The organism is Rhodococcus sp. NPDC058532 (assembly GCF_042719255.1).
In the GTDB taxonomy this organism is placed as follows: Bacteria; Actinomycetota; Actinomycetes; order Mycobacteriales; family Mycobacteriaceae; genus Rhodococcus_G.
Genome location: NZ_JBHXNU010000001.1, coordinates 514,477 through 539,938, shown reverse-complemented (window position 1 = coordinate 539,938; position 25,462 = coordinate 514,477). Strand labels below are relative to the sequence as shown.

General features: G+C 71.2%; 22 protein-coding genes. 6 read left to right on the top strand and 16 right to left on the bottom strand.

Going from position 1 to position 25,462, the window contains the following annotated elements:
• Nucleotides 1–42: 42 nt before the first annotated feature.
• From ACFWQG_RS02400 to ACFWQG_RS02385, 4 genes are read right to left on the bottom strand one after another with little or no spacing between them, the layout of a single operon-like run.
• Nucleotides 43–819, bottom strand: coding sequence for an alpha/beta fold hydrolase (locus ACFWQG_RS02400; RefSeq protein ID WP_378505953.1), 777 nt, complete (start codon nucleotides 817–819; stop codon nucleotides 43–45).
• Nucleotides 816–2,843, bottom strand: coding sequence for a heavy metal translocating P-type ATPase (locus ACFWQG_RS02395; protein ID WP_378505952.1), 2,028 nt, complete (start codon nucleotides 2,841–2,843; stop codon nucleotides 816–818). The genes ACFWQG_RS02400 and ACFWQG_RS02395 overlap by 4 nt, the downstream gene beginning before the upstream one ends.
• A 56-nt stretch (nucleotides 2,844–2,899) precedes the next feature.
• Entirely contained in the window at nucleotides 2,900–4,489 is a 1,590-nt protein-coding gene (locus ACFWQG_RS02390) for a DNA polymerase Y family protein (RefSeq protein WP_378505951.1), read from the bottom strand.
• On the bottom strand, nucleotides 4,486–5,250 hold the full coding sequence (locus tag ACFWQG_RS02385; RefSeq protein ID WP_378505950.1) for a hypothetical protein: 765 nt from the start codon (nucleotides 5,248–5,250) through the stop codon (nucleotides 4,486–4,488). Before ACFWQG_RS02385 ends, ACFWQG_RS02390 begins: the two co-directional genes overlap by 4 nt.
• Before the next feature lie 219 nt (nucleotides 5,251–5,469).
• Here ACFWQG_RS02385 and ACFWQG_RS02380 point away from each other — a divergent pair, with 219 nt between their 5' ends.
• Nucleotides 5,470–6,639, top strand: a complete 1,170-nt coding sequence (locus tag ACFWQG_RS02380; protein WP_378505949.1) for a serine/threonine-protein kinase — start codon at nucleotides 5,470–5,472, stop codon at nucleotides 6,637–6,639.
• A gap of 40 nt (nucleotides 6,640–6,679) precedes the next feature.
• On the opposite strand, the gene ACFWQG_RS02375 is transcribed toward ACFWQG_RS02380, so the two are convergent.
• Nucleotides 6,680–7,360, bottom strand: a complete 681-nt coding sequence (locus ACFWQG_RS02375; protein WP_378505948.1) for a response regulator — start codon at nucleotides 7,358–7,360, stop codon at nucleotides 6,680–6,682.
• Nucleotides 7,357–8,670: a PspC domain-containing protein gene (locus tag ACFWQG_RS02370; protein WP_378505947.1), complete on the bottom strand. Its 1,314-nt coding sequence runs from the start codon at nucleotides 8,668–8,670 to the stop codon at nucleotides 7,357–7,359. Before ACFWQG_RS02370 ends, ACFWQG_RS02375 begins: the two co-directional genes overlap by 4 nt.
• A 131-nt stretch (nucleotides 8,671–8,801) precedes the next feature.
• On the opposite strand from ACFWQG_RS02370, the gene ACFWQG_RS02365 reads away from it, so the two are divergent.
• The gene (locus ACFWQG_RS02365) at nucleotides 8,802–10,166 is read left to right on the top strand and encodes a PspC domain-containing protein (protein ID WP_378505946.1); all 1,365 of its coding nucleotides are present in this window, start codon (nucleotides 8,802–8,804) and stop codon (nucleotides 10,164–10,166) included.
• Complete coding sequence (locus ACFWQG_RS02360) at nucleotides 10,159–10,380, top strand: hypothetical protein (protein WP_378505945.1); 222 nt, start codon at nucleotides 10,159–10,161, stop codon at nucleotides 10,378–10,380. The genes ACFWQG_RS02365 and ACFWQG_RS02360 overlap by 8 nt, the downstream gene beginning before the upstream one ends.
• A 7-nt stretch (nucleotides 10,381–10,387) precedes the next feature.
• Here the strand turns inward: ACFWQG_RS02360 and ACFWQG_RS02355 are convergent, their stop codons facing one another.
• From ACFWQG_RS02355 to guaB, 5 genes are all read right to left on the bottom strand, one after another.
• Nucleotides 10,388–10,870 (bottom strand): hypothetical protein, encoded by a 483-nt coding sequence (locus tag ACFWQG_RS02355; RefSeq protein ID WP_378505944.1) that lies wholly within the window; start codon nucleotides 10,868–10,870, stop codon nucleotides 10,388–10,390.
• A gap of 101 nt (nucleotides 10,871–10,971) precedes the next feature.
• Nucleotides 10,972–12,558: a glutamine-hydrolyzing GMP synthase gene (gene guaA, locus ACFWQG_RS02350; RefSeq protein WP_378505943.1), complete on the bottom strand. Its 1,587-nt coding sequence runs from the start codon at nucleotides 12,556–12,558 to the stop codon at nucleotides 10,972–10,974.
• A 42-nt stretch (nucleotides 12,559–12,600) separates the two neighbouring features.
• Nucleotides 12,601–14,352 (bottom strand): FAD-dependent oxidoreductase, encoded by a 1,752-nt coding sequence (locus ACFWQG_RS02345; RefSeq protein ID WP_378505942.1) that lies wholly within the window; start codon nucleotides 14,350–14,352, stop codon nucleotides 12,601–12,603.
• A 222-nt stretch (nucleotides 14,353–14,574) separates the two neighbouring features.
• Nucleotides 14,575–15,714 carry a GuaB3 family IMP dehydrogenase-related protein gene (locus tag ACFWQG_RS02340; protein ID WP_378505941.1) on the bottom strand — a complete coding sequence of 380 codons (1,140 nt, stop codon included), beginning with the start codon at nucleotides 15,712–15,714 and terminating at the stop codon, nucleotides 14,575–14,577.
• Nucleotides 15,715–15,751: 37 nt separating this feature from the next.
• A complete protein-coding gene (gene guaB, locus ACFWQG_RS02335; protein WP_378505940.1) occupies nucleotides 15,752–17,275 on the bottom strand; it encodes an IMP dehydrogenase in 1,524 nt (507 codons plus the stop codon).
• 290 nt (nucleotides 17,276–17,565) lie between these two features.
• On the opposite strand from guaB, the gene ACFWQG_RS02330 reads away from it, so the two are divergent.
• Nucleotides 17,566–17,970: a DUF5319 domain-containing protein gene (locus ACFWQG_RS02330; RefSeq protein WP_378505939.1), complete on the top strand. Its 405-nt coding sequence runs from the start codon at nucleotides 17,566–17,568 to the stop codon at nucleotides 17,968–17,970.
• A gap of 64 nt (nucleotides 17,971–18,034) precedes the next feature.
• Here the strand turns inward: ACFWQG_RS02330 and ACFWQG_RS02325 are convergent, their stop codons facing one another.
• The 3 genes from ACFWQG_RS02325 to ACFWQG_RS02315 form a co-directional block, all read right to left on the bottom strand.
• On the bottom strand, nucleotides 18,035–19,042 hold the full coding sequence (locus ACFWQG_RS02325) for an anti-sigma-D factor RsdA (protein ID WP_378505938.1): 1,008 nt from the start codon (nucleotides 19,040–19,042) through the stop codon (nucleotides 18,035–18,037).
• Nucleotides 19,035–19,613: a sigma-70 family RNA polymerase sigma factor gene (locus tag ACFWQG_RS02320; RefSeq protein ID WP_378505937.1), complete on the bottom strand. Its 579-nt coding sequence runs from the start codon at nucleotides 19,611–19,613 to the stop codon at nucleotides 19,035–19,037. Before ACFWQG_RS02320 ends, ACFWQG_RS02325 begins: the two co-directional genes overlap by 8 nt.
• 90 nt (nucleotides 19,614–19,703) lie before the next feature.
• A complete protein-coding gene (locus ACFWQG_RS02315; RefSeq protein ID WP_378505936.1) occupies nucleotides 19,704–20,507 on the bottom strand; it encodes a hypothetical protein in 804 nt (267 codons plus the stop codon).
• Nucleotides 20,508–21,050: 543 nt separating this feature from the next.
• On the opposite strand from ACFWQG_RS02315, the gene ACFWQG_RS02310 reads away from it, so the two are divergent.
• Entirely contained in the window at nucleotides 21,051–21,344 is a 294-nt protein-coding gene (locus tag ACFWQG_RS02310; RefSeq protein ID WP_378505935.1) for a WhiB family transcriptional regulator, read from the top strand.
• Nucleotides 21,345–21,419: 75 nt separating this feature from the next.
• On the opposite strand, the gene groL is transcribed toward ACFWQG_RS02310, so the two are convergent.
• Nucleotides 21,420–23,036 (bottom strand): chaperonin GroEL, encoded by a 1,617-nt coding sequence (gene groL, locus ACFWQG_RS02305; RefSeq protein ID WP_378505934.1) that lies wholly within the window; start codon nucleotides 23,034–23,036, stop codon nucleotides 21,420–21,422.
• Nucleotides 23,037–23,115: 79 nt separating this feature from the next.
• Nucleotides 23,116–23,418, bottom strand: a complete 303-nt coding sequence (gene groES, locus ACFWQG_RS02300) for a co-chaperone GroES (RefSeq protein WP_378505933.1) — start codon at nucleotides 23,416–23,418, stop codon at nucleotides 23,116–23,118.
• 241 nt (nucleotides 23,419–23,659) lie between these two features.
• On the opposite strand from groES, the gene ACFWQG_RS02295 reads away from it, so the two are divergent.
• Nucleotides 23,660–25,408, top strand: a complete 1,749-nt coding sequence (locus tag ACFWQG_RS02295; protein WP_378505932.1) for a TIGR03767 family metallophosphoesterase — start codon at nucleotides 23,660–23,662, stop codon at nucleotides 25,406–25,408.
• The last annotated feature ends 54 nt before the right edge of the window (nucleotides 25,409–25,462 follow it).

The window sequence follows — 25,462 nt, the reverse complement described above, 5'->3', positions numbered from 1 at the left end:
CGCCATTGTGCCCGGCCGTGCGGTGATCGAGCAGGTACCGCCTCAGCGGCCGAGGAAACGCCCCACCGTCGTCGCGAACTCGCGGTGCCGGTCGCGGTGCACGCTGTGCCCGACCTCGATCGTCACGGTCCTGCTGTCGGGAATGGCGGCGAGCGCGGCGGCGAGCCGCGCGGGGTCCACCATGCCCCTCGGCCCGCCGGTGACGAGCAGGGTCGAAGCGGTGATCGACGGCAGCGCCTCCCACCAGTCGGGGTGCGGGGCGTGGAACTGGGTCAGCATTCCGCCGGTCATGGATCGGTCGAACGCCAGCGTCGCGCGGGGGCTGCGCACCATGCTGGTCGCGGCGTGCCACAGTTCCACCGGTGACGGCAGGTGCCGGGCCAGCGGCCCCATCTGCTCCCCCGGTCGCAGCGGCACCGGCGCCTCCTCGAGCACCAACCGCCGCACCAGAGCGGGCCGGGACTGCGCGACGAGGGACGCCGCGTGCCCGCCGAGGGAGTGCCCGACGATGTCCACCCGGTCCAGCGCGAGGTGGTCGCACAGGGCAAGCAGATCGGCGCCGAACTCGCGGAACAGGTAGCTGGGGGCGTGGGCGCTGCGGCCGTGCCCGCGCAGGTCCGCGGCGACCACGCGACGGCCGCGGCCGATCAGGGTGCGGGTGAAGCGGTCCCAGGTGCGGCCGTCGCCGCCCATGCCGTGCACGAGCAGGACCGGCGCGGGATCGGCGCCGCCGGTGTCCCGGTAGTGGATGTCGACACCGCCGAGGGTGGCCGTTGCCGTCGCCGTCATCGAATCGGACCTGTCCTTCGCAGTGCTCATGTTCCCGGGGAGAGGGTAGTCCCCCGCGCGGCGACGCCGGGTCGCAGGTCGAGACGCCGCAGCAGCTGGGCGTTGAGCGCAACGACCACCGTGGACGCCGACATCAGCAACGCCCCCACCTCCATCGGCATCGTGATCCCCCACGGTGCGAGGACACCGGCCGCGAGCGGCACCGCGATCAGGTTGTATCCGGCCGCCCAGGTGAGGTTCTGGATCATCTTGCGGTAGGTGGCGGTGGAGAGCTCGATGACCGACAGCACGGACCGCGGGTCGTCCCCGGCGAGCACCACCCCGGCCGAGGCGATCGCGACGTCGGTGCCCGCGCCGATCGCGAGACCGACGTCGGCCTGTGCCAACGCGGGCGCGTCGTTGACGCCGTCACCGACCACGGCCACGGTGTGCCCCGCCTGCTGCAGCGCCGTGACCTTGGCGCCCTTGTCCTCGGGGAGCACGCCCGCGAATACCTCGTCGATACCCAGGTCCGCCGCGACGGCATCCGCCACCGCCTGCGCGTCCCCGGTGATCATCGCGACGTGCACCCCGCGGGCGTGCAGCGCGTCGATCGCCTGCCGCGACTCCGGGCGGACCGCGTCGGCCAGCGCCAGTGCCCCGATCACGGCGTCGCCCCGGATCACCTGCAGCACCGTCGCGCCCGAGGCCGTCGGCGCAACGTGCTGCGCCGCGATCCCATGCGCGGCGAGCATGCCGGGGCCGCCGACGCTGACGGTCGCGCCGCCGACGACGGCGGTGACCCCGACCCCGTTGCGCGCCCGGAAGTCCGACGCCGCCGCCGCGGGCAGTCCCCGCTCGTCGGCCGCGGCGACGATGGCGCGCCCCAGCGGGTGTTCGCTGTCCCGCTCGACCGCGGCGGCCGCCGCGACCACCTCGTCCGGGGTGCTGCCTGGCGCGGGCACCACCTCGACGACCGCGGGTTCGCCCCGGGTGAGGGTTCCGGTCTTGTCGAACAGCACCGCATCCACGGTCCGCATGGCCTCGAGTGCGCGGCGGTCGGTGATCAGCACCCCGCCCCGCGCCGCGCGTTCGGTGGCGATGGACACCACCAGCGGGATCGCGAGTCCGAGCGCGTGCGGGCACGCGATGACCAGGACGGTGATGGTGCGGGTGACGGCGGACTCCGGCTGACCGAGCAGCAGCCAGGTCGCGGCGGTGAGCAGCGCGGCCCCCAGCGCGAACCAGAACAACCAGCCTGCGGCCCGGTCCGCGAGGACCTGGGCGCGGGAGGTCGAGGTCTGCGCCTCGGCGACCAGGCGCCGGATCCCGGCGAGCGCGGTGTCCTCCCCGATCGCCGTGACCCGCACCCGCAGCGCCGAATCGGTGGTGACGGTGCCTGCGACGACCCGGTCCCCGACGGCGCGGCGGACGGTGACGGACTCGCCGGTGATCATCGACTCGTCGACGTCGGCCGCGCCGTCGACGACGGTCCCGTCCGCGGGCACCCGCCCACCGGGCCGGACGATCACCAGGTCGTCCGCGCGCAGTGCCGTCAGGGGCACGGTGTCGGTGCTGCCGTCGGCTCCGAGTCGTTCGGCCTCGTCGGGCAGCAGTGCCGCCAACGAGTCAAGTGCACTCGACGCCTGCCCGAGCGAACGCATCTCGATCCAATGGCCGAGCAGCATGATCACGATGAGAAGCGCCAGCTCCCACCAGAAGTCGAGATCGTGGGCGAGCAGTCCGAGGGTCGCACCCCAGGACGCGACGAAGGCGACGGTGATGGCCAGCGCGATCAGCAGCATCATGCCGGGTTGGTGGGCCCTGATCTCGTCGACGGCACCGGCGAGGAAGGGGCGGCCGCCCCACAGGTACATCACCGTGCCGAGCAGCGGGGAGATCCAGGTGACCGGCCCGTCGTGCGGCAGCGTGTACCCGACGAGGTCCGCGAACATCGCGTTGGCAAGGACGACCGGGACCGCGAGCACGAGCATGATCCAGAACAGCCGACCGAACCGGGCTGCGTGATCGGCGTGGTCGCCGTGCCCCGCATGTCCGGCGTGCTCGGAGTCCATGCCACGAGGATGAACCCCCTGCGGGTATGCCGCAACAGCACCGAGCCCGGTTCCGCTCACTCGTACACCCCCTCCACGCACCACCCGGTCCCGTCGTACAGCACCAGCAGCGCTCGCGGCGCGCCCGCCCCGCTCCCGGCCCCCTGCCCGAGCAGTACCTGCGCCCGCGCCACCCGACGCGCCGTCGACCGGTCCCACCACCGCTCGTCCACCGACCAGGGACCCGCGTGGCCGAGCAGGGCCCAACTGTGGTCCCCCCAGCGCAGCCTGGCGGGGTTGGCACCGAACTCACCGCGCTCGGTCACCGTCACCGGGACCCCGTCGACGCTCTCGAGCACCACCCGCGGGGGGATCGGCAGCACCGCGGTGGGTGCCGGTTCGGGCAGCCGCCCCGGCCAGGGCGCGGCCGGATCGGCGTCCGGCACCATCTCGTCCCCGAGGGACACCACCGTGACCCGTTCCGCGGGGCCGCGTCCGCCGCTGAGCACCCCGATGCGTACCGCGTCCCCGCCGAGCAGCCCCTGCACCCGTGTCAACGCGCGGCGAGCGCGGTCGTCCTCCGCACCGACCCCGCCCCACAATCCGAGTTGCAGCGCCCCGGTGGGCACCACCTCCACCGGCTCCAGCTGCAACAGGTCGATGCCCGCGGTGGGCCGGGATCCGCTGCGTCCGGTCAGCCAGCCGTCCAGTTGCCAGCGCACCCGGTCCGCCGTTCCGTCCGGCGTCAGCGGTTCCGCGCACCGCCATGTTCGCGAAAAATGTTCTCCCCGAACGGTGCTCGCATGAACCGCCAGGCGCGTGCAGGACACCGACGCCGCCGCCAACCGCCCGTGCAGGCGCTGCGCCAATGCGCGACCCGCGAAGGCCGCCGCGTCCACCCGGTCGACCGGCGGATCGCACCGCATCTCCACCTCCAGATCCGGCGGCAACGGCCGCGCCGACGGCGGACGCTCCGGTTCGGCGCGGGCGCCGCGGTGCGCGGCGACCGCGTCCGCGCCGAACCGGGAGGCCACCGCGACCGGGGTCAGCGCGGCAAACGCCCCCACCGTTCGCACCCCGAGCCGGTGCAGCAGGTCGACCAGGTCGGCACGGCTCCCGGCCGCCAAGGCGGGCTCGGCGGCGAGTTCCCCGATCGGAAGCGGCGCGAGGAAGCGCGCCCCCGACCCCGGCGGCACCAGCGCCGACCGCCGGGCCGCGACGACCGCGGTGGACAACTCGTCCGCGACACCGACCTGACACTCCACCCCGACCGCCGCCACCTCGTCGACCAACCGTTCGGCAGCGGCCTCCTCCGACCCGAAGTACCTGGCGAGCCCGCCTGCGGCGAGAACCAGCAGTCCGGGGCGCAGCACCTCCACCCCGGGCGCCGCCGCGTCCACCGCGGCCGCCACCGGCTCGAATACCCGGGCGTCGCGGCCGTCGTCCGCGGCCAGCACGTGCAGCCGCGGGCACCGCGCCTGCGCGTCCCGTCTCCGCAGGCCGGGCGTGACGCCCTCGGCTCGCGCGGTCGCCGAGCACGCGACGACCCGGTTCCCGGACATCACCGCCACCGGTTCGGCGGGCGACAGGTCCGCGGTCGCGGCGGCGGCGACGGCGGGCCAGTCCGCGCACCACAGCGCAAGGACCCGCGATCCCCCGGCGCTCACGCCACGCCGCCTTCGAACTCCGGCCTGCGCCGCGCGACATCGGCCCCGGCGGTCCACTCCACCCTGCCCCGGCCGGGGCAGAGGTCGACGCACGCGGTCCGCCGCCCGAAGGCCCGCCCCTCGGCGCCGACAGCGAGTCGCAGCCCGCGCAGCCGTCCGGTTCCGCCTCCCAGCCCGTCGTAGCCTCGGATGGTGGCGTCGAGCCGTATCTCCGCCCCGCTCCACCGCCCACCGGCGACCACCAGCGTTGCGCCCTTGCTCCTGGCCCGGGCCACCACGGCCCGGGCCCGCGACGGCGGCACCACCATCCCGCCGAGTCCCAGCACCACCAGATCCAGCCCGTCGAGCAGCACCGCCGCCACCTCGACGGGATCCGGTCCCGGGTCGGGGATCACCGCCAGCCTGCCGAGTTCGGCACCCATCTCGGCCGCGGCAAGCAGCCCGAGACGGGGCTGACCGATCACCGCCGCGTTCCCACCGGAGGCCGTCACCTCGGCCAGCAACCCAACGAGTAGGGAGCCAGCACCCGCAACGGTGACCACCGACCCGCGCGGGAGCCCCCCGTGCGGCAGCAGGCCCGCCAGCACCGACGGCACCGGGAGCACCGGACGGCCGCGCCCATCAGACCCGGAAACGGGATCCGGTCGAGCCGCCACCGATTCGCCCCGTGCAGGCACCGCTGCCATCCGCCGCCGCAACTGCTCGAGCCGCTCCTGCCGGGACAACCCGGCCAGGTCGGCGGCGAGACCCGTCCCACCCACCACTCCAACTCCGTCCACGCACGCAACTCGACACACGACTCACGAGGCCGTGGCACCACCGTGGGGAAGACGCGGGGCCAGCAGATACCAGAACATTATCGAACATTTATTCGAACATGCTCAGTAAAGCCGACTCCGTCGACCCCGTCAAGGCGTGAGATAACCGCTGCTCACGGCTCCGAACGCGGGCGCCGTCGGCGGGTCGACTACCCTCACGGTGTGGCGGATCAGGGGCAGCGCATCGTCGGACCGGACCATTTGGTGGCCGGCCGGCACCGCCTGCGCTCGAAACTCGGCGGCGGCGGCATGGGGTCGGTCTGGCTGGCCACCGACACCCTCCTCGACCGCGAGATCGCCCTCAAGCAGATCAGCTTTCCCGACGACCTCACCCCCGAGGGCGCCGCCGAGGTCCGGGCCCGCGCCATGCGTGAGGGCAGGCTTGCCGCGCGCCTGTCCCACCCGCACGCCATCGCCATGTACGACGTCACCCTTGAGGGCGACGATCCGTGGCTGGTGATGGAGTACATGCCCTCCCGCAGCCTCGCGCAGGCACTCGGCGTCACCGAGACGCTGCCCCCGCCGCAGGTCGCCCAGATCGGCGCGCAGGTGGCCGCCGCCCTCGCCGAGGCGCACGCCGCGGGCATCATCCACCGCGACGTCAAACCGGGCAACATCCTGATCGCCGACCGCGGCCCCGACGCGGGCACCGTCAAGATCAGCGACTTCGGCATCTCCCGCGCGCGCGGCGAGGACCAGACCGCCCGCAGCTCGGTGATCGCGGGCACCCCCGCCTTCTTCGCGCCCGAGGTGGCCCGCGGCGCCGATCCAACCGAGGCGTCGGACGTATTCTCGCTCGGCGCAACACTGTTCACCGCGACCGAGGGGCAGCCGCCGTTCGGCATCGACGAGGACACCCGTGCGCTGCTGCACCGGGTCGCCAAGGCCGAGATCATGCGTCCGGTCCGCAGCGGCGCCCTCACTGACGTGCTGCTGCGCATGCTCGAACCCGATCCGGCGCGGCGCCCCACGATGATCGAGGCCCGGGATCTGTTGGCGCGCAGTGCCGCAGGAACCGACAACGGGATCGCCTACGTCCTCGACGCGCCGCTGCGGGAGCCGGACGGGACGGTTCCGTTCTGGGCTCGTCGGGGCGCATCGGGCGGATCGCCCCGGCCCGGCCGCCGCCTCCCGTCGAGCACCTCCGGCGGGCTGACTGCCGTCCCGCAACCGGTGCCCCTGCAGTCCGTGCACCGGCCGAGTCAGCAACGTCCGCAACCACCGGCGTTCGAGCCGAAGCGCCCCGGCCCCGGCATCCCGGTCCCGCTGATCGCGGCGCTGGTCGTCGCGGCCCTGCTGATCGTGATCCTGGTCGTCGCGCTCGTCGCCTGACCGCGATGGCAACGCGGCTCCGGCGGCAGCCGGTCCGGCGTCACTCGATCCGGCGGCGATGCGCCCAGCGCGTCAGGGCATTCCGGTTGGACTGCTGCGTCTTTCGAAGCACGTTCGATGCATGGGTCTCCACCGTCTTCACCGAGATCACCAGCGTCTCGGCAATCTCGCGGTACGTGTAGCCGCGGGCAAGCAAACGAAGCACCTCGAGTTCCCGAGGGGTCAGTGAATCCAGTTCGGGATCGAGCGGCGGCTCCGGTGCCGTCGACCGTCCGGTGAAGGAGTCCAGAACGAAACCGGCAAGCCGCGGACTGAACACCGCGTCCCCGCCCGCGACCCTGCGCACCCCGTCGGCGAGTTCGTGCCCGGAGATCGTCTTCGTCACGTAGCCCCTGGCACCCGAACGGATCACCGCGATCACGTCCTCCGCTGCGTCGGAGACGCTCAGCGCCAGGCACACCGGGCCGGGCTCGATCGCCCGCAGCACGGCAACCCCACCGCCATCCGGCATGTGCACGTCGAGCAGCACCACGTCCGGCGTTGACGCGTTGATGCCCGCGACGGCCTCCGCGACCCCGCCCGCCTCACCGACCACCTCGATGTCGGGCTCCGACGCGAGTTCGGCACGCACCCCGGAACGGAAGACCGCGTGATCGTCGACCAGGAACACCCGAAAGGCGGTGCCCGGGGTGCCCACCCCGGGCCCTGCGGACGACGTCACCTGTACTGCTCCTTCGGGGTTGCGCTGCTGCTCGGGGGTTCGGCCTGCTTCGACCACTCTAGGTCAGCGTCGTCGCCGGTTTCCGGACCACCCAACGGCATCCCGATCCGGATCTCGGTTCCGCGTCCGATCGCGGACTCCACGGAGACGTCGCCGCCGCGACGCTCGACCCGCGCCCGGATCGACTTCGCCAGCCCCTGCCGATCGGTGGGGATCGCGGCCGGGTCGAAGCCGACGCCACGGTCGCGCACGTACACATTGACCTGAGTGGCCTCCGCCTCCGCGAACAGGTCGACGGTGGACTCGCCGGAATGCTTGGCGGCGTTGACCAGCGCCTCCCTGGTGGCACCGAGGACGGCAGCAACGGCCTCCTTCGGCAGACCCGATTCCTCCTCGGGGACGTCGAGTCGCACATCGCCGACGGTCACGGTCTGCACCGCGATGCCGTGCTGGTCCTCGACCTCACCGGCGATGGTGCGCAGTGCCTCGGCGAGGCTGGCGTGCGCGGCCTCCCCCTCACCGAACAACCATCGACGCAGTTCGCGTTCCTGCCCACGGGCAAGCCGCAGCACCTCCTGCGGGCGGTCCGACTGCTTCTGAATCAGCGCGAGGGTCTGGAGGACGGAATCGTGTAGGTGCGAGGCGATCTCCTCGCGTTCCTCGTTGCGGATGCGGGCCGCCCGCTCCTTGCCGAGGTCCCGCCACAGTCGCAGCCACAGCGGGACGGTGAGCAACCCGATGCCGACGAGGGTGACGACGGCGGCGAGCAGCGACGACTGCAGCGACGCCAGGTCCACCTGGGCGAGCACCACGACGCCGAGGCCCAGCACGATCAGGGAGATCCCGCCGAGCACCCGCGCCCAGGTGAGCACCGTCGACCCCTGCGGCAGCCCGAACACCGAGCGGGGCCCATTCGAGTCGTACTCGCGCCAGACAAGGGCCGCGCCGACGGCCACCACCGCGACCGGGACGAGCACCTCCGCTGCGGTGCCGCTGACCAGCAGGGCCAGTCCCCCGGACAGGGCAAGGCCGAGCACAGCGAGGCCGAGGGCCCTGCGCCGTTCGGCGGGACTCGGCCGTTCGGTGTCGCTGCCGGGTGGGGTGAAGATCCACAGCAGTCCGTAGGCGACGATGCCCGCACCCGCGAGCCCACCGAGCAGGACGAACGCGACCCGGACCTTGAAGACGTCGACCCCGAGATGGTCGGCAACGCCACCGGCGACACCGCCGATCACCCGACCACCGACACGGCGCTCGAGGCGAGGATGGGTCACCTCACCCGGGACCTGGACACGCGGAATCGGCTGCACATCTTCGATCGTGGCACGATCGCGCCCGGGGGCGCATCAGGGTGGACCCTGATACCGCACCGGGCAAGCACCGAAAGATCAGGGTTCATCCCTGATGTGCTGGCGGTGCGCCGGCCACGACGATGGTGGGCATGAGCACACCGAGTTTCTCCGAGCAGCTGAACCAGTTGTGGCGAACCCGGCCCGCGCGGCTGCCCCGGCAGGGGCCCGTCGCCGGGGTCGCGGCGGGCATCGGTCACCGGTACGACGTCGACCCGGTCCTGGTCCGGGTGGCGTTCGTGGTCTCGACCCTGTTCGGCGGCGCGGGCATCGTCCTGTATCTCGCCGGCTGGCTGCTGCTGCCGCGGGCCGGTGACCCCACCTCGGCCGCCGAGTCCCTGGTCGGACGCGGGCACAGCTCCGAGTCGGGAACGAAGACCATCGTGCTGGTGGTCGCGCTGCTGATCGCGGTGAGCACCCTCGGCCCGATCGGGGTCAACTTCGGCGGGTCCGGTCTGATCAGCATGGCGTTGATGCTCGGCGGGCTGTGGCTGCTGTTTCAGCGCCGCCCGGAACCGCCTGCGCTGCCCGCGGGCACCGACCCGTGGTTCGGTATCACGCAACCCGCGTCCGGCTTCCCCGGCACGGTCGGGCCCGCGACCGGCCAGTACACCGCACCGGGCGTGTTCACGACCCTCCCGCAGAGCTATCAGCCGGACAGTGAATCGACAACGGCCGCAAGCACTCCCACACCGCCTCCCGGCGAACCGCAGGGGTCATCGACGCCGGACCCGATTGCCCCGGCCGCGGCGGCCGATCCTCGGGAGCATGGCCCCACCGACCCCCCGGCGTGGGACCCGCTCGGCGTCGCCCCGTTCGCGTGGGACCTGCCCGAGCCCGCACCCGCCCCCGCGCCCGTGTCTGCACCGCGGTCCCGGCCGAAGTCCCGGCTGACGTCGGTGGTGATCGGCCTCGCGATCCTGGCCTCGGTTGCCGCGTGGGCGATAGGCGCCGCCACCGATGGGACGTGGATGACGCCGGGCCGGATCGGCGCGGTGGGGCTGGCGGTGATCGGAGCGGGCATGGTCGTCGGCGCGTTCCTGCGCCGCGGCTACGGGCTCCTCGTTGTCACGGGCCCGCTCGCCGGGTTCGTCGTCCTCGCCTCCCTGATCGGTCCGATCGACTGGAGCAGCCACAATGTCGGCAGTCGCACCTGGACACCGCTGACCGCGGCGGACCTTGAACCCGAGTACACCAGCGAGCTCGGCGACTTCGTGCTCGACCTGCGGGGCGTCACGCTCACCGAGGACAAGACCGTCGCCGTCGAGGCGGGGGTCGGCACCTTCACGGTGCTGGTTCCCGAAAACATGAACGTCGTCAACCACTGCTCGATCGCGATCGGCGACGTCCGGTGCCTCCCGGAGGGACTGAGCGGCGGCTCCGACGGGACCGACGGCCCGGTCCTGACCCTGAACATGGATGGCCGCATTGGAGACCTGGAGGTTCGTCGTGGCTGAGAACATCGAATCGGGAGCGACGACCGGCACCAGCCGACGCCCGTCCGCGGCCCTGCTGCTGTCGGGGCTGGCCGCGTTGCTGGTCGCCCTGTGGGCGTTGGTCGGGCCGGACCGTCTCGGCGCGCTCGGCGACTGGCAGTTCACCTGGGTGCTGGTGCTTGCCGCCGTCGTCGTCGGGGTCGTGCTGGTGATCGCCCCGGGCCGCCGGAAGTAGGCGGGGCTCAGATGCCGGGAAGCGCGAACAGCATGCCGCCGCCCGGGAAGGCGCCGAACATGCCGCCACCACCGAACAGGCCCATCCCGCCACCACCGGGGAATCCGGGCAGCATTCCCCCGCCGTTGAGTACCCCGCCCTCGTTTCCCCAGATCAGTCCCTGATTCAGCGGTCCCTGCTCACCCAGGGGACCGCCGCCGCCGAGCAGACCGTTGCCGGTGCCCGCCCCGCCGAGGTTCTCGTTCTCGGTCCAGTTGTTGTTCCAGCCGTCACCGCGACCCTTGTTGTGGTTCCACCCCTTGTTGTGGCTGTTGTTCCACTGGGGATTGTCATTGTGGGTGTCGGCACGCACCTGAACGATCGCCGGAGCGGCCGTCGGAGCGGCCGAGGCCACCGCGGTTCCGGCCACCACCATCGGGACGGCGACCAACACACTCGCGGCGGCGAGGCCGAGCAGCCGCCTGCATCCATTGCGTGGATTCGTCTTCATCACACGCCTCCCATACCGTCTCCCCCCAGTCAACGCCCGATCGGCGCCGACGGCCAGTGCCGTCGACGCCGATCGGGGCCCGCGAGGTCAGTGCGTCGGGCTCACTCCCACTCGATGGTTCCCGGCGGCTTGCTGGTCACGTCGAGCACGACACGGTTGACGTCCGGCACCTCGTTGGTGATCCGGGTGGAGATGCGTTCGAGGACGTCATAGGGCAGCCGGGTCCAGTCCGCGGTCATCGCGTCCTCGCTGGAGACCGGGCGCAGCACGATCGGGTGACCGTAGGTGCGGCCGTCGCCCTGGACGCCGACGCTACGCACGTCCGCGAGCAGCACCACCGGGCACTGCCAGATCTGGCCGTCCAGGCCAGCGGCGGTGAGCTCCTCGCGGGCGATGGCGTCCGCCTGACGCAGCAGGGTGAGACGCTCGCGGGTCACCTCGCCGACGATGCGGATCGCCAGGCCCGGGCCCGGGAATGGCTGGCGCGCAACGATTTCCTCGGGCAGACCGAGGGCGCGGCCGACGGCGCGGACCTCGTCCTTGAACAGCAGCCGCAGCGGCTCGACGAGGGCGAACTGCAGGTCCTCGGGCAGCCCGCCGACGTTGTGGTGGCTCTTGATGTTGGCGGTGCCGGTGCCGCCGCCGGACTCGACGACGTCCGGGTAGAGGGTGCCCTGCACCAGGAACTCGACGGCCTCGCCGTGCGCGGCGGACTCGCCGAGCACCTCGCTGACGGCGCCCTCGAAGCTGCGGATGAACTCGCGGCCGATGATCTTGCGCTTGGCCTCCGGGTCGGACACGCCGTCGAGCTCGCCGAGGAAGGTGTCGACGGCGTCGACGGTGATCAGCTTGGCGCCGGTGGACGCGACGAAGTCCTGCTGCACCTGCTCGCGCTCGCCTGCCCGGAGCAGCCCGTGGTCGACGAAGACGCAGGTGAGCCGGTCGCCGATCGCGCGCTGCACCAACGCGGCCGCGACCGCCGAGTCGACGCCGCCGGACAGGCCGCAGATGGCCTTGCCGTCGCCGACCTGCGCCCGGACCTGCTCGATCAGACCCTCGGCGATGTTCGCGGCGGTCCAGGTCGGGGCGATGCCCGCGATCTCCCGCAGGAAGCGGGTCAGCACCTGCTGGCCGTGCGGGGAGTGCAGGACCTCCGGGTGGTACTGAACACCGGCCAGTCGGCGCGCGCGGTCCTCGAACGCGGCGACGGGGGCGCCCGCGCTGGTGGCGGTCACCTCGAAGCCGTCCGGGGCGTCGGTGACCGCGTCACCGTGGCTCATCCACACCGGCTGCGTGGTCGGCAGGCCCTCGTGCAGGATGCCGCCGTCGACGCTGAGCTGAGTGCGGCCGTACTCCCGGGTACCGGTGTGCGTGACGGTGCCGCCGAGCGCGCCGGCCATCGCCTGAAAGCCGTAGCAGATGCCGAAGACCGGGATGCCGTGGTCGAACAGCCGCGGATCAAGCTTCGGCGCGCCGTCGGCGTACACGCTGGACGGTCCGCCGGACAGGATCACCGCCGCCGGCTTGCGGGCCACGATCTCCTCGACGGTCGCCGTGTGCGGCACCACCTCGGAGTAGACGCTGGCCTCACGGACCCGGCGTGCGATCAGCTGCGCGTACTGCGCACCGAAGTCGACGACGAGGACCGGATTCTGCTGGCTGGGGCCGGAATGCTGGGTGTCTGCCACCCGCCCAGTCTAATGTGTGGCCGCGCCCACCCGGATCGGCGGTCAGGCCGCCCCGGTGCCCGACGGTTCCTGCGTCGGCTCGACACCGGGACGGACCGGGGTGATCGGCAGCATCAGCGCGCCCGGGGCCCCGGCCGGAACCACCGGGGCGTTCGGGGCCACCGGCTCGATCCGCCGGTACGCCTGCCCCTGCTCGGGTCGAGAGTCCTTCTCCCCCTTGTTCGGCCACAGCGACGCCGCCCGCTCCGCCTGTGCACTGATCGTCAGGGACGGGTTCACCCCGAGATTGGCCGACACCGCGGATCCGTCGACCACGCTGAGCGTCGGATACCCGTACACCCGGTGGTAGGGATCGATGACCCCGTGACCCGGATCCGATCCGATGACGGCCCCACCGAGGAAGTGCGCGGTGAGCGGGATGTTGAACACCTCGCCCCAGGTGCCGCCCGCGACGCCGTCAATCTTGTCGGCGATCCGCCGGGTCGCCTCGTTGCCCGCCGGGATCCAGGTCGGGTTCGGCTCCCCGTGCCCCTGCCTACTGGTGACCTTGCGGCGACCGAACAGGCCGCGCTTGGTGTAGGTGGTGATCGAATTGTCGAGGTTCTGCATGACGAGCGCGATGATCGTCCGCTCGCTCCAGTCCTTCACCGACAGCATCCGCAGCATCTGCGCGGGGTTCGCGGCGATGATCTTCAGCAGCTTCACCCAGCGCGGCGTGCTACCCCCGCCGTCGGTCATCAGGGTCTGCAGCAGGCCCATCGCATTGGAGCCCTTGCCGTAGCGGACCGGTTCGATGTGGGTGTCCGAGGTGGGATGGAACGACGACGTGATCGCGACGCCCCTGGTGAGGTCCATCGCCGGATCAACCTTCATCTTCCCCGCACCGACGATGGATTCGGAGTTGGTGCGGGTCAGCTCGCCGAGCCGGTCGGACAGCCTCGGCAGCGCGCCGGTGTCCTTCATCCGGTGCAGCAGGTGCTGGGTGCCCCAGGTGCCCGCGGCGAGGACGACATGCTGGGCGGTGTAGGTCCGCTGCTGGCGGCGGACCTTCGCGCCGGTGCGATGCGTCCGCACCTCCCAGGTGCCGTCCGCCGCCTCGCGCAGCGAGTCCACCGTCGTCATCGGCACGATCGTCGCCCCGGCCAGCTCCGCGAGGCCGAGGTAGTTCTTGACGAGGGTGTTCTTGGCCCCGTGCCTGCAGCCGGTCATGCATTCACCGCACTCGATGCAGCCGGTGCGGGCCGGTCCGACACCGCCGAAGTAGGGGTCGTCGACCGTCGCGCCCGGCTCCCCGAAGAACACCCCGACCGGGGTCTGGATGAAGGTATCGCCGACGCCCATGTCATCGGCGACGGACCTGATGATCTCGTCGGCGGGCGTCATGTGCGGGTTCTGCACGACGCCGAGCATCTTCCTCGCCTGCTCGTAATGCGGCGTGAGCTCCGCGTCCCAGTCGGTGATCTCCCGCCACTGCGGGTCCTGGAAGAACGAGGTCGGCGGCTTGTAGAGGGTGTTCGCGTAGTTGAGGGAGCCGCCGCCGACGCCGGCACCAGCAAGGATCAGGACGTCGTGCAGCAGGTGCACCCGCTGGATCCCGTAGCAGCCGAGGGCGGGTGCCCAGAGGAAGCGCTTGAGGTCCCAGCTGGTCTTCGCGAAGTCCGCGTCCGCGAACCGGCGTCCGGCCTCGAGGATCCCGACCCGGTACCCCTTCTCGACCAGCCGCAGCGCCGTGACGCTGCCGCCAAATCCGGAGCCAACGATCAGGACGTCGAAATCCGTCGCACGCTTACCCATCAGGAGACCTCCACCGTGAACCTCTTGGTTACTCGCCAGTATGCACCCGGGATCTGTGACCGACCCCACAGGGTGCGGCTTAGCGTAACCATAAGTACCAGAAAGACCCCACCCCTTTGGCGATTGAGCGAACGGAACATTCGCTCGATCTGATCGACTGAACGCTTCCGTTCACTCGGTGGGGGTGGGGTCTGTCGTGGTCGGTGGTGCGGAGCGCGGGGGTCAGGCGCGGACGCTGAGCCCGACCTTCTGGAACTCCTTGAGATCGGAGTAGCCCGCCTTCGCCATCGACCGGCGCAGGCCGCCGACCAGGTTCAGCGACCCGTACGGGTCGTCCGACGGGCCGGTCAGCACGCGGTCCAGGCTCGGGCGGTCACCGAACCCGACCGGCAGCATCGCACCGCGCGGCACGGACGGGTGCGCGGCGGCGGACGGCCAGTACCATCCCCCGCCCGGCGCCTCGGCCGATGCGGCGAGCGGCGCACCGAGCACCGCGGCGTCGGCGCCGCAGGCGATCGCCTTGGCCAGGTCACCGGAGGTGGTGATGTCGCCGTCGGCGATGACGTGCACGTAGCGCCCGCCGGTCTCGTCCAGGTAGTCGCGGCGCGCGGCGGCGGCGTCGGCGATCGCGGTCGCCATCGGGACCCCGATCCCCAGCACCTCACCGGTGGTCGTCGCGCCCTCGGTCGAGCCGTAGCCGACGATGACACCCGCGGCACCGGTGCGCATCAGGTGCAGGGCGGTGCGGTGATCGCTCACGCCGCCCGCGACGACCGGTACATCCAATTCCGAGATGAACGTCTTGAGGTTCAGCGGCTCACCGGCCCCGTTCGCCACATGCTCCGCCGAGATGATCGTCCCGTGGATGACGAGGAGGTCGATGCCCGCCTTGAGCAGGTCCGGGGTCAACGCGCGGGCGTTCTGCGGGCTGACCCGCACCGCGGTGGTGACGCCCGCGTCCCGCACCTGCGCGACCGCGGCGGCCAGCAGGTGGGGCTGGATCGGCGCCGCGTGCAGCTCCTGCAGCTTCCGGATCGGCGCGTCCGGGTCGGCATCCGACTCGGCAAGGTGCACGAGCTCGGCGAGCGTGGCGTCGACGTCGGCGTGCCGACCCCACAGCCCCTCGCCGTTGATCACGCCGAGGCCGCCGCGCTTGCCGAGCTCGATCGCGAAGGACGGCGAGACGAGGGCGTCGGTCGGATGCGCGAGCACCGGAATGTCGAACCGGTAGGCGTCGAGCTGCCACGCCGTCGACACCTCCTTCGACGACCGGGTCCGGCGGGAGGGGACGATGTCGATGTCGTCCAGCTCATAGGTGCGACGGGCGGTTCGGCCCATACCGATCTCAACGAGGTCGCGCACGCGCGCCCCTTTCTTCGATGTGTAGTTGGGTGTGTGGCTAGCGGGCCGCGTAGTTCGGCGCTTCGACCGTCATCGTGATGTCGTGCGGGTGGCTCTCCTTCAGCCCGGCCGCGGTGATCTGCACGAACTGCGCCTCCTGCAGGTGCTCGATCGTGGTCGACCCGGTGTACCCCATCGCCGCGCGCAGGCCGCCGGTCAGCTGATGAATCACCGAGCCGAGCGGGCCGCGGAACGGGACCCGACCCTCGATGCCCTCCGGGACCAGCTTGTCCTCGGAGAGGACGTCGTCCTGGAAGTAGCGGTCCTTCGAGTAGGACTTGCCCTGGCCGCGGCTCTGCATCGCACCGAGCGAACCCATGCCGCGGTAGCTCTTGAACTGCTTACCCCCGACGAGGACCATCTCGCCGGGCGACTCCGCCGTACCCGCGAGCAGGGAACCGAGCATCGCGGTGGAGGCACCGGCCGCGAGGGCCTTGGCGATATCGCCGGAAAACTGAAGACCGCCGTCGGCGATGACCGGAACACCGAGCGGCTTGCACGCCGCGACGGCCTCAAGGATCGCGGTGATCTGCGGTGCACCGACACCGGCGATGACGCGGGTGGTGCAGATCGAGCCGGGTCCGACACCGACCTTGACCGCGTCGACGCCCGCCTCGACCAGCGCCAGCGCCCCGTCGCGGGTCGCGACGTTGCCGCCGATGATCTGGACCCGGTCCCCGACCTCGGCCTTGATCTTGGCGATCATGCCGAGCACCCCGTTCGAGTGGCCGTGCGCACTGTCCACGACGAGCACGTCGACCCCCGCGTCCGTGAGGGCCATCGCGCGGGCCCACGCGTCGTCGCCGACACCGACCGCGGCGCCGACAAGCAGGCGGCCGTCCCGGTCCTTGGTCGCGTTGGGGTGCTGCTCGGTCTTCACGAAGTCCTTGACCGTGATCAGCCCGGTGAGCTTGCCCCGACCGTCGACGATCGGGAGCTTCTCGATCTTGTGACGGCGCAGCAGGCCGAGCGCGGCCTCCGCGGTCACGCCCTCCTGCGCGGTGATCAGGGGCGCCTTGGTCATCACCTCCGACACCGGCCGGTTCTCGTCCACCTCGAACCGCATGTCGCGGTTGGTGATGATGCCGACCAACTGTCCCTGCTCGTCGGTGACCGGCAGACCCGAGATCCGGAATCGCGCGCACATCGCGTCGACGTCGGCGAGGGTGTCGGACGGCGCGCAGGTGACCGGGTCGGTGACCATGCCCGCCTCGGAGCGCTTGACCGTCTCCACCTGAGCGGCCTGCGCCTCGGTCGACAGGTTGCGGTGCAGCACGCCCATCCCGCCCGCGCGGGCCATCGCGATCGCCATCCGGGACTCGGTGACGGTGTCCATCGCGGAACTGACCAGCGGCACGTTCAGGCGGATCGTGCGGGTCAACTGGCTGGAGGTGTCGACCTTGCTCGGGATGACGTCCGATGCCGCGGGAAGCAGCAGCACGTCGTCGAAGGTGAGTCCGAGCATCGCCACCTTGTCGGGGCGGTCTCCGCCGGTGCGCACGTGCCCTCCGGAATTTGTCATGCGGCTTTCGAACCTTTCCTTCGAACGTCGGTTGCGCTGGATCGTCGGCCCTTGCGTGAAGTGACCCAGCCGCGCCCGAGTGGGGTACCCACTGCGCGCCGCTGGTGCCTGCCGATGCGTCGCGGTTTCTTGAGACTGAAACAATGCTCGATCCCCGGCGATGTATTCCCTCAGACCGTTCACCATGGTATCGGCTGCGCGAGGACGCGGGCGAACCCGGTGACCCTACGGGCGTCACCGGGGCCGTAACGGGTGGCGCGGAGGGCCCCGCGCTGCGTACCGTGGGACCTGTGCGTGATCAACTGCCCCCCGGTCTGCCGCCGGACCCGTTCGCCGGCGACCCCTCCGACCCCTCCGCCGCACTGGATGCGATCGAGCCGGGACAGCCCCTCGACCCCCACGAGCGCCTCGCCGTGGAAGAGGACCTCGCCGATCTCGCCGTCTACGAGGCACTGCTCGCGCACCGCGGGATCCGCGGCCTGGTCGTCTGCTGCGACGACTGCCAGCAGGACCACTACCACGACTGGGACATGCTGCGCGCGAACCTGCTGCAGCTGCTCGTCGACGGCACCGTCCGCCCCCACGAACCGGCATACGACCCGGTCCCCGATGCGTACGTGACCTGGGACTACTGCCGTGGGTACGCGGACGCCTCGATGAACGAGGCACTGCACGGCGACGCCTTCGACGCCTGACGCACGGCACGAGAACGGCCCGACACGCGTGACGTGTCGGGCCGTTCTCGTGTGCTGGTGCGCGCTAGCCAGAGGGCGAGGTGTCCGGCGTGAGCGGCCGGGTCTCGATGGTCGCCGTCATCGGCGTGACGACGCGGCTCGACGTCGACGATGCCGTGGTCGGCGCGGGCTCGACGACCGTCGGCTCCGGGACCGTCGTGACCGGCGGGACGGTCGTGATCGGCGGAGCCGTCGTCACCGGCGGCTGGCTCGGCACCTCCGGTGCGATCAGGATCTCGGGCGGGACCGAGGGCTTGGTGGTGACTGCGCTGCCCGGCAGCGACGTCGGCGGCACGGCGGGCAGGGTGGTCGTCGCCCCGGGCACCGAGGTGGTGGTGCCGGGCGGCGCGGTCGTGGTGGTGGTCTTCCCCATGTCGGCCATCAGCCGGTCATGCCAGGCGTTGAGCTCGTCGCGCTTGTCCGTGTCGCTCACATCCCCGACCCGCTTGCTCGCGGATTCCAGCACGGCGATCGCACCCTGCGGGTTGCCGGACTTGATCATCCGTTCCGCCTCTTCGAGGTTGTTCGTCGTGTCGATGCTCGCCACCGTCGAGTTGGCGCGCTGAGTGAAGACGACCTCCTTGACCCGCCACAGCGGATCCCCCGGCTGAGCGTTGTAGGAGAACACGGTCACCCCGGCCATCACGACCGCGATGGCCGCGGCCGCGCCCGCAATCGGGCGCAGCAGCCGAAGTCCGCGCCGCGGCGCCTGCTGGTCGCCGCGTTCCCGATCGACCGCGGCCGCGGCCTCGTCGAGCGTCGGTCCTGCCGGCAGATCGGGACCGACGATCTCGGCTCGCCACCCCGCCAGCAGGGCCGCCAGCCGGTACTCCTCCTCGGTCGAGGTCGGGACGTCGCCACCACCGGCGAGCGCGTCGAGCAGGGCGTCATCGCGTTGCACTGCGCCGAGATCGAACGGTTGCCCGCGCATCTCGTCCGCCAGCGGATCACCCTGCGGCACGGTGAGATCGGCATCGGACGCATCGTGACGCCGCGTCCACTTGTCGTGGCCGCGCTTGCTCCCCCTAGCCATACATCTCACCTGCTTTCGCTACTTCGGTCTTCAACTTCGTGAGCGCCCGGTGCTGGGCGACCCGTACTGCTCCCGCCGTGCTCCCCACGGCGGCGGCCGTCTCCTCCGCCGACAGACCCACTACCAGTCGGAGGATGACGATCTCTCGATGCTTCTCGGACAACGTGCCGAGCAGCGCCTTGACCTGCCTGTTCGTCTCGGAGTCCAGGGCCAGCTTCTCCGGTCCCTCGTCGGCCGACACGACGTCCGGGACCTCGGCCATCGACTCGGCCCGGTTGCGTCCCGCACTGCGGTGCGCGTCGGCCACCTTGTGCGCGGCGATCCCGTAGACGAACGCCATGAAGGGGCGGCCCTGATCCCGATACCGCGGCAGAGCGGTCATCACAGCCAGGCACACCTCCTGCGCCACATCGTCCGCGGACAGGTGTCCCCGCTCCGCGGCTCCGACCCGTGATCGGCAGTACCGCACGACCATGGGTCGGACAAACTCCAGAACCCGAGACAAGGCGACTCGATCGCCCTGCGCTGCCGCAGCGACGGCTGAGTCCAACTCCTCGCTCGTACTACTCATCGACAGACTGTGTCCTGGCGTTACAGTGGCGCCCGCGCGACCGGACGCTCCCGCCGATTGACGGGACGTGTGAAGGATAGCGACCGGTTCTCACGTTTCCCTGAATCGCCCGCCCGCGCGGATGATCCGCGACGCGCTGCGCTGCCTGGCCAGGTCCGCCTCGGGTCCGGGCGCAACGCCGCCGAGCAACATCGCCGCCGCCCACTCCAGCGGAACGAGGTCGTGCTCGCGGCACCGGGCCAGCACCCGCCGCGCCGGGTCGACGGCGGCGGCCGGGTCCGGCCCGGCGCTGACCGCGGCGGCGAGCAGCAGGTCGGACTTGACCTGGTGTCGCGCCGACGGCGACCCCGCAGCCAGGTCGACCGCGGCCGCGGCGTGTCGGCGGCCACGATCCGGGTCGCCCGACACCAGCAACATCTCGGCACTCACCCAGTGCAACCGGATCCGCTGCCGCAGCAACGACTCGTCCGTTTCCCCGTCGAGCAGATCGGCGCACCGCTCGAGCAGCCGGAACCCGAGGGCCGTTCGACCGCAACCGAGGGCGTCGGCGGCGAGTCCGGTCAGTGCGTCGCACCGGGCCGCGACGGCCAACGGTGTCCGGTCGTCGCCGATCACCGCCAACGCTCGCCCATCGTGCGCGGACGCGAGCCGATGCCATCCGAGTTGACGCAACAGGGACGCCTCGGTGCTCGCGGCGAGGGAGGCGAGCACCGCGCCGGGGCGCTCCCGTCGCACCGCGGCCAATTCGGTGCGGGCGGCCGCGTAGCGCCCCTGCCCGCCGAGGGCGACCGCGCGCAGCCAGCGGTCGCGTGCGGATCGCGCCTGCCCGGGCACGGCTCCCGGGGTTGGCCCGAATGCGATGTCGGTGAGATCGGCGGCTGTCGGCACTGGCACGGGGTGAAGCGTAGAGCGCACCCCACGACGGCCCCGATTCGCGTCCGTCACGAAACGTTTCCGGCCGGTTCGACGACCGTTCAGGTCACATTAAGATTTCGACTTGCAAAATTATTGAACTCATTTCCCGGAACCGTCTGCCGATAACCAACAGCCGCGCGATCCGACCCCGCCGAGCGGACCCCACCTCCCCCGCCCCCGCCGAGATGCCCGGTCCGAGCCACCCGAAATCGGCTGCGACCTGCAATAATATCGGCATCCGCCGGGCGAGAACCCGATTCTCCGAGGGGCCCTCGATAATCACGAAATTGTGTCAATGTCCATGAACGGATCGTTAATTCTCGCGTCGCGGGGTATGTAAATCACCACGAACCGAAACTGTTGACGCGATTTCCGCGCCGACTATAACGTTGCCGTTGAAATTGAGTACGCACGTGAACGACCTTCACAGCGGCGCTTCGACCACCGGGGCAGTTCGTGCACCGGGATCGCACGGCGCGGCGCCCCGTGAAGCCAATGCCCGAGCCGACGTCAGGAGCTGGAATGCCGCAACCGAATCACCTCCCCGGCCCGAACGCCGACATCTGGGACTGGCAGATGCACGGACTCTGCCGCGGCGTCGATTCCGCGATGTTCTTCCACCCCGACGGCGAGCGCGGCCGCGCCCGCGCCCAGCGGGAGAACCGCGCGAAGGAGATGTGCAGGCAGTGCCCGGTGCTCGCGCAGTGCCGCACCCACGCCCTGACGGTGTGCGAGCCGTACGGCATCTGGGGCGGGATGTCCGAGGCGGAGCGGGAGGCGCACACCCGCCGCTATCGTCAGCGCATCGCCTCCTGACCCACGACACACGAACGGCCCCGGACGATGTGATCGTCCGGGGCCGTTCGCCGCGTCTACCGCGGCGCGGGGAGCCTAGTGGCTGTGCCCGTGCCCGTGGCCTGCGTCCTCGTCCTCGGCCGGCTTCTCGACGACCGCGGACTCGGTGGTGAGCACCATCCGCGCCACGGACGCCGCGTTGACGACCGCGGAACGGGTCACCTTCACGGGGTCGACGACACCGTCGGCGAGCAGGTCCCCGTAGGTGAGGGTCGCCGCGTTGAATCCGTGCCCCTTCGGCGCCTCAGCGACCTTGCTGACGACGACGGACCCGTCGAGCCCGGCGTTGGTGGCGATCCAGTACAGGGGCGCCTGGACCGCGGTCCGGACCACCTCGACACCGGTCGCCTCGTCACCGGACAGCGATGCGGCGAGCTCGGTCAGGGCCTGCGCCGCCTGCACGATGGCGGAACCGCCGCCGGGGACGATGCCCTCCTCGACCGCGGCCTTGGCCGCGTTGACGGCGTCCTCGACGCGGAACTTGCGTTCCTTGAGGTCGGTTTCGGTGGCCGCGCCGACCTTGATGACCGCGACGCCGCCCGCGAGCTTCGCGAGGCGCTCCTCGAGCTTCTCGCGATCCCAGTCCGAGTCGGTGTTCTCGATCTCGCGACGCAGCTGGCCGACGCGGACGTCGATGTCGGCCTGGGTGCCCGCACCCTCGACGATGGTTGTCTCGTCCTTGGTGACGACGACACGCCGCGCCGAACCGAGCAGGTCGAGGCCCGCGTCCTTGAGGGACAGCCCGACGTCGGTGTTGACGACGGTGCCGGCGGTCACGACCGCGAGGTCGTCGAGGAACGCCTTGCGGCGGTCACCGAAGTACGGCGCCTTGACGGCGACGGCCTTGATCGTCTTGCGGATCGAGTTCACGACGAGGGTGGACAGGGGCTCGCCCTCGATGTCCTCGGCGATGATCAGGACCGGCTTGCCCGACTCGGCGATCTTCTCGAGCAGCGGCAGGAAGTCCGGCAGCGAGCTGATCTTGTCGCGGTAGAGCAGCACCGACGCGTCCTCGAGCACGGCCTGCTGTGCGTCGATGTCGGTGATGAAGTACGGCGAAAGGAAGCCCTTGTCGAACTGGACGCCCTCGGTGACGACCAGTTCGGTCTGCAGGGTCGAGGACTCCTCGACCGTGACGACGCCGTCGGTGCCGACCCGCGTCATGGCCTCGCCGACCAGTCCGCCGATCTCCTCGTCGCGCGAGGAGACGGTCGCGACCTGGGCGATGGCCTCCTTGCCCTCGACCGGGGTCGCCGCGGCGAGCAGGGCCTCGGACACCGCATCGGCGGCCTTGGCGATGCCGACGCCGAGCGCGATCGGGTTGGCGCCAGCCGCGACGTTCTTCAGGCCCGCCTTGACGAGCGCCTGCGCGAGAACCGTCGCGGTGGTGGTGCCGTCGCCCGCGACGTCGTTGGTCTTGGTCGCGACGGACTTGACCAGCTGCGCGCCGAGGTTCTCGAAGGGATCCTCGAGCTCGATCTCGCGGGCGATGGACACGCCGTCGTTGGTGACGGTCGGGCCGCCGAACGCCTTGGCGAGCACGACGTGCCTGCCGCGGGGTCCGAGGGTGACCTTGACCGCGTCGGCGAGCTGGTCGACGCCACGCTCGAGTGCGCGACGCGCGGTCTCGTTGAATTCGATCTGCTTGGACATGGGTGCTGTTGCTCCTGGGAGGTCCTGGACGAGATCCGCCCCGGGTCCTTGTCGGGACGCCGGGGCGGATGCACGTGGCTTACTTGGAGATGACAGCCAGCACGTCGCGCGCCGACAGGATCAGGTACTCCTCGCCGGCGTACTTGATCTCGGTTCCGCCGTACTTGCTGTAGATGACGGTGTCGCCCTCCTGGACGTCGAGCGGAATCCGCTTCTCGCCGTCTTCGTCCCAGCGGCCGGGGCCGACGGCGACAACGGTGCCCTCCTGGGGCTTTTCCTTCGCCGTGTCGGGGATGACCAGGCCAGAGGCGGTCGTCGTTTCGGCCTCGTTGGCCTGGACGAGGATCTTGTCCTCGAGCGGCTTGATGTTCACGCTCGCCACGATGAGCCCTCCACTTTCGGGGTTTCCAGCGCCCAGGGCTGCTCCCCGGGCAAGTAGGTTGTAGTGCACGCATACGGCGCCTCGCGCGGTCCCGTCGTCGCGGGTGCCGGGACCGGGTCGGTGCCAACTAGCACTCTATACATGCGAGTGCCAGCGCTCAAGACATCGGACTGCTCACCTCGCGGGCTTCGCCGCGGGCGAAATCCGCGGAGTCGCCCCTCCGGTGCCCTACAGTCGCACCGTGGCGAACCTGAACAGGCGTGACTTCCTCGGCCTGGCCGGGCTCGGCGCGGCGGGCCTCCTCGGGGTCGGCGCACTGGGCCGGGCGCCGTGGGGCACCTGGTACGCGGCGGCGGACACCGCGGCCATCGCCGGAACCACCCTCGAGACCGTCGCCGCCCCGGTCGGCGCGGCCGGCTACCGCACCCTCACCGCCGGGCCCGGCCTGCCGATGATCGTGCGGGGCGAACTCGCCGAACCGAGGCCGGGGCGCGAGGACCGCCGCACCGCGCTGGCCGCCCTCGTTCAGCTGACCGACTTGCACATCCTGGACGCACAGTCGCCGATGCGGTTCGAGTACGTCCACCAGTTCACCGGGTCCGCGTTCCGCCCCCAGGAGACGCTGACCACGCAGGGCCTGGTCGCGCTGGTCGCGCGGGTCAACGCGCTGGGCCGGGGACCGCACACGCGCCGCGACTTCGACGCGGTGGTCACCACCGGCGACAACACCGACAACAAGGAACACGCGGAGCTGAACTGGTTCCTTGCCGCGCTCAACGGCGGCACCTTCGTTCCGAACACGGGTGCGGCCGGCCGCTACGAGGGGGTGCAGAATTCGGGCTCGGAGCTGTACTGGAACCCGGAGTCCGACCTCCCCGACCGCTACCAGCGTGCCGGGTTCCCGCCGATGCCCGGCCTGCTGGGCGCCGCCCTGCGCCCGGTCACCAGCCCCGGCCTGCGCACCCCCTGGTACTGCGTGTTCGGCAACCACGACGACGCGGTCCAGGGCACCGTGCCGAGCGGCATCGGCCCGCTGGAGGCGATGTACACCGGCGGGCTCAAGATCGAATCACCGAACTCGGAGCAGGCCAGGGCGATCGGCAGCGCCGCCAGCGCCGACCCCGGCGCGCTGGTCGCCGCGCTTGCCGCGGTCACCACACCGCCGCGGATCGTCACCCCGGACCCGGCCCGGGCACCGTTCACCCCGCGCCAGTTCATCGCCGCGCACCTCGATCCGGAGAACACCGGGCCGGGCCCGGTGGGACACGGGTTCGCCCCCGACGCCGGCGAGACCGGCATCGGGTACTACACCTTCGAGATCGCGCGCGGCGGCGGTGCCGTCCCCGAACTCCCGAGCGTGGTCGGCATCAGCATGGACTCAACCAACCGCGCAGGCTTCGTCGAGGGCTCGCTCGGCGAGGCGCAGTTCCGGTGGATCGAGCGCACCCTCGAGGCGGGCAGCAGCCGCCACCATGACCGGGACGGGCGGGTCGTCTCCCGAGCCGTCGACGACACCTGGTTCCTGCTGTTCAGCCACCACACCAGCGACACGATGGACAACCTGCTGCCCGACCCCGAGAATCCGGGCGAACGCCGGTACGGCGGCGGCGAACTGGTGGATCTGCTGCACCGGTTCCCGAACGTGCTCGGGTGGGTCAACGGCCACACTCACCAGAACCGGATCACCCCGCACCCGGGTGCGACGCCCGCGCAGGGTTTCTGGGAGATCAACACCGCCTCCCACGTCGACTTCCCGCAGCACGCGCGGGTGATCGAGGTCACCGACAACGGGGATGGCACGATCTCCCTGCTGACCACCCTGAACGAAGCCGACAGCCGCTACGAGGTGCGGCACGGCGACCACTCCCCCGCCGGCCTGGCGTCGCTGTACCGGGAGCTGTCGTTCAACGACATCCATGCGGACGCCGCGCTGTTCGGCGGCCCGGGCGACCACAACACCGAACTGCTGCTGCCGTCCCCGCGCGGCTGAGCACCGCCCCGGGATCGACACGCTGACCAGCACAGATCACACCTCGTATTTGTT

What these genes read in the sequence shown, in the direction of transcription:
- ACFWQG_RS02400 (WP_378505953.1), bottom strand. Translation starts at nt 819, where the DNA reads ATGAGCACTGCGAAGGACAGGTCCGATTCGATGACGGCGACGGCAACG.
- guaB (WP_378505940.1), bottom strand. Translation starts at nt 17,275, where the DNA reads ATGACAAATTCCGGAGGGCACGTGCGCACCGGCGGAGACCGCCCCGAC.
- ACFWQG_RS02345 (WP_378505942.1), bottom strand. Translation starts at nt 14,352, where the DNA reads ATGGGTAAGCGTGCGACGGATTTCGACGTCCTGATCGTTGGCTCCGGA.
- ACFWQG_RS02320 (WP_378505937.1), bottom strand. Translation starts at nt 19,613, where the DNA reads ATGAGTAGTACGAGCGAGGAGTTGGACTCAGCCGTCGCTGCGGCAGCG.
- ACFWQG_RS02355 (WP_378505944.1), bottom strand. Translation starts at nt 10,870, where the DNA reads ATGAAGACGAATCCACGCAATGGATGCAGGCGGCTGCTCGGCCTCGCC.
- ACFWQG_RS02325 (WP_378505938.1), bottom strand. Translation starts at nt 19,042, where the DNA reads ATGGCTAGGGGGAGCAAGCGCGGCCACGACAAGTGGACGCGGCGTCAC.
- ACFWQG_RS02310 (WP_378505935.1), top strand. Translation starts at nt 21,051, where the DNA reads ATGCCGCAACCGAATCACCTCCCCGGCCCGAACGCCGACATCTGGGAC.
- ACFWQG_RS02365 (WP_378505946.1), top strand. Translation starts at nt 8,802, where the DNA reads ATGAGCACACCGAGTTTCTCCGAGCAGCTGAACCAGTTGTGGCGAACC.
- groL (WP_378505934.1), bottom strand. Translation starts at nt 23,036, where the DNA reads ATGTCCAAGCAGATCGAATTCAACGAGACCGCGCGTCGCGCACTCGAG.
- ACFWQG_RS02395 (WP_378505952.1), bottom strand. Translation starts at nt 2,843, where the DNA reads ATGGACTCCGAGCACGCCGGACATGCGGGGCACGGCGACCACGCCGAT.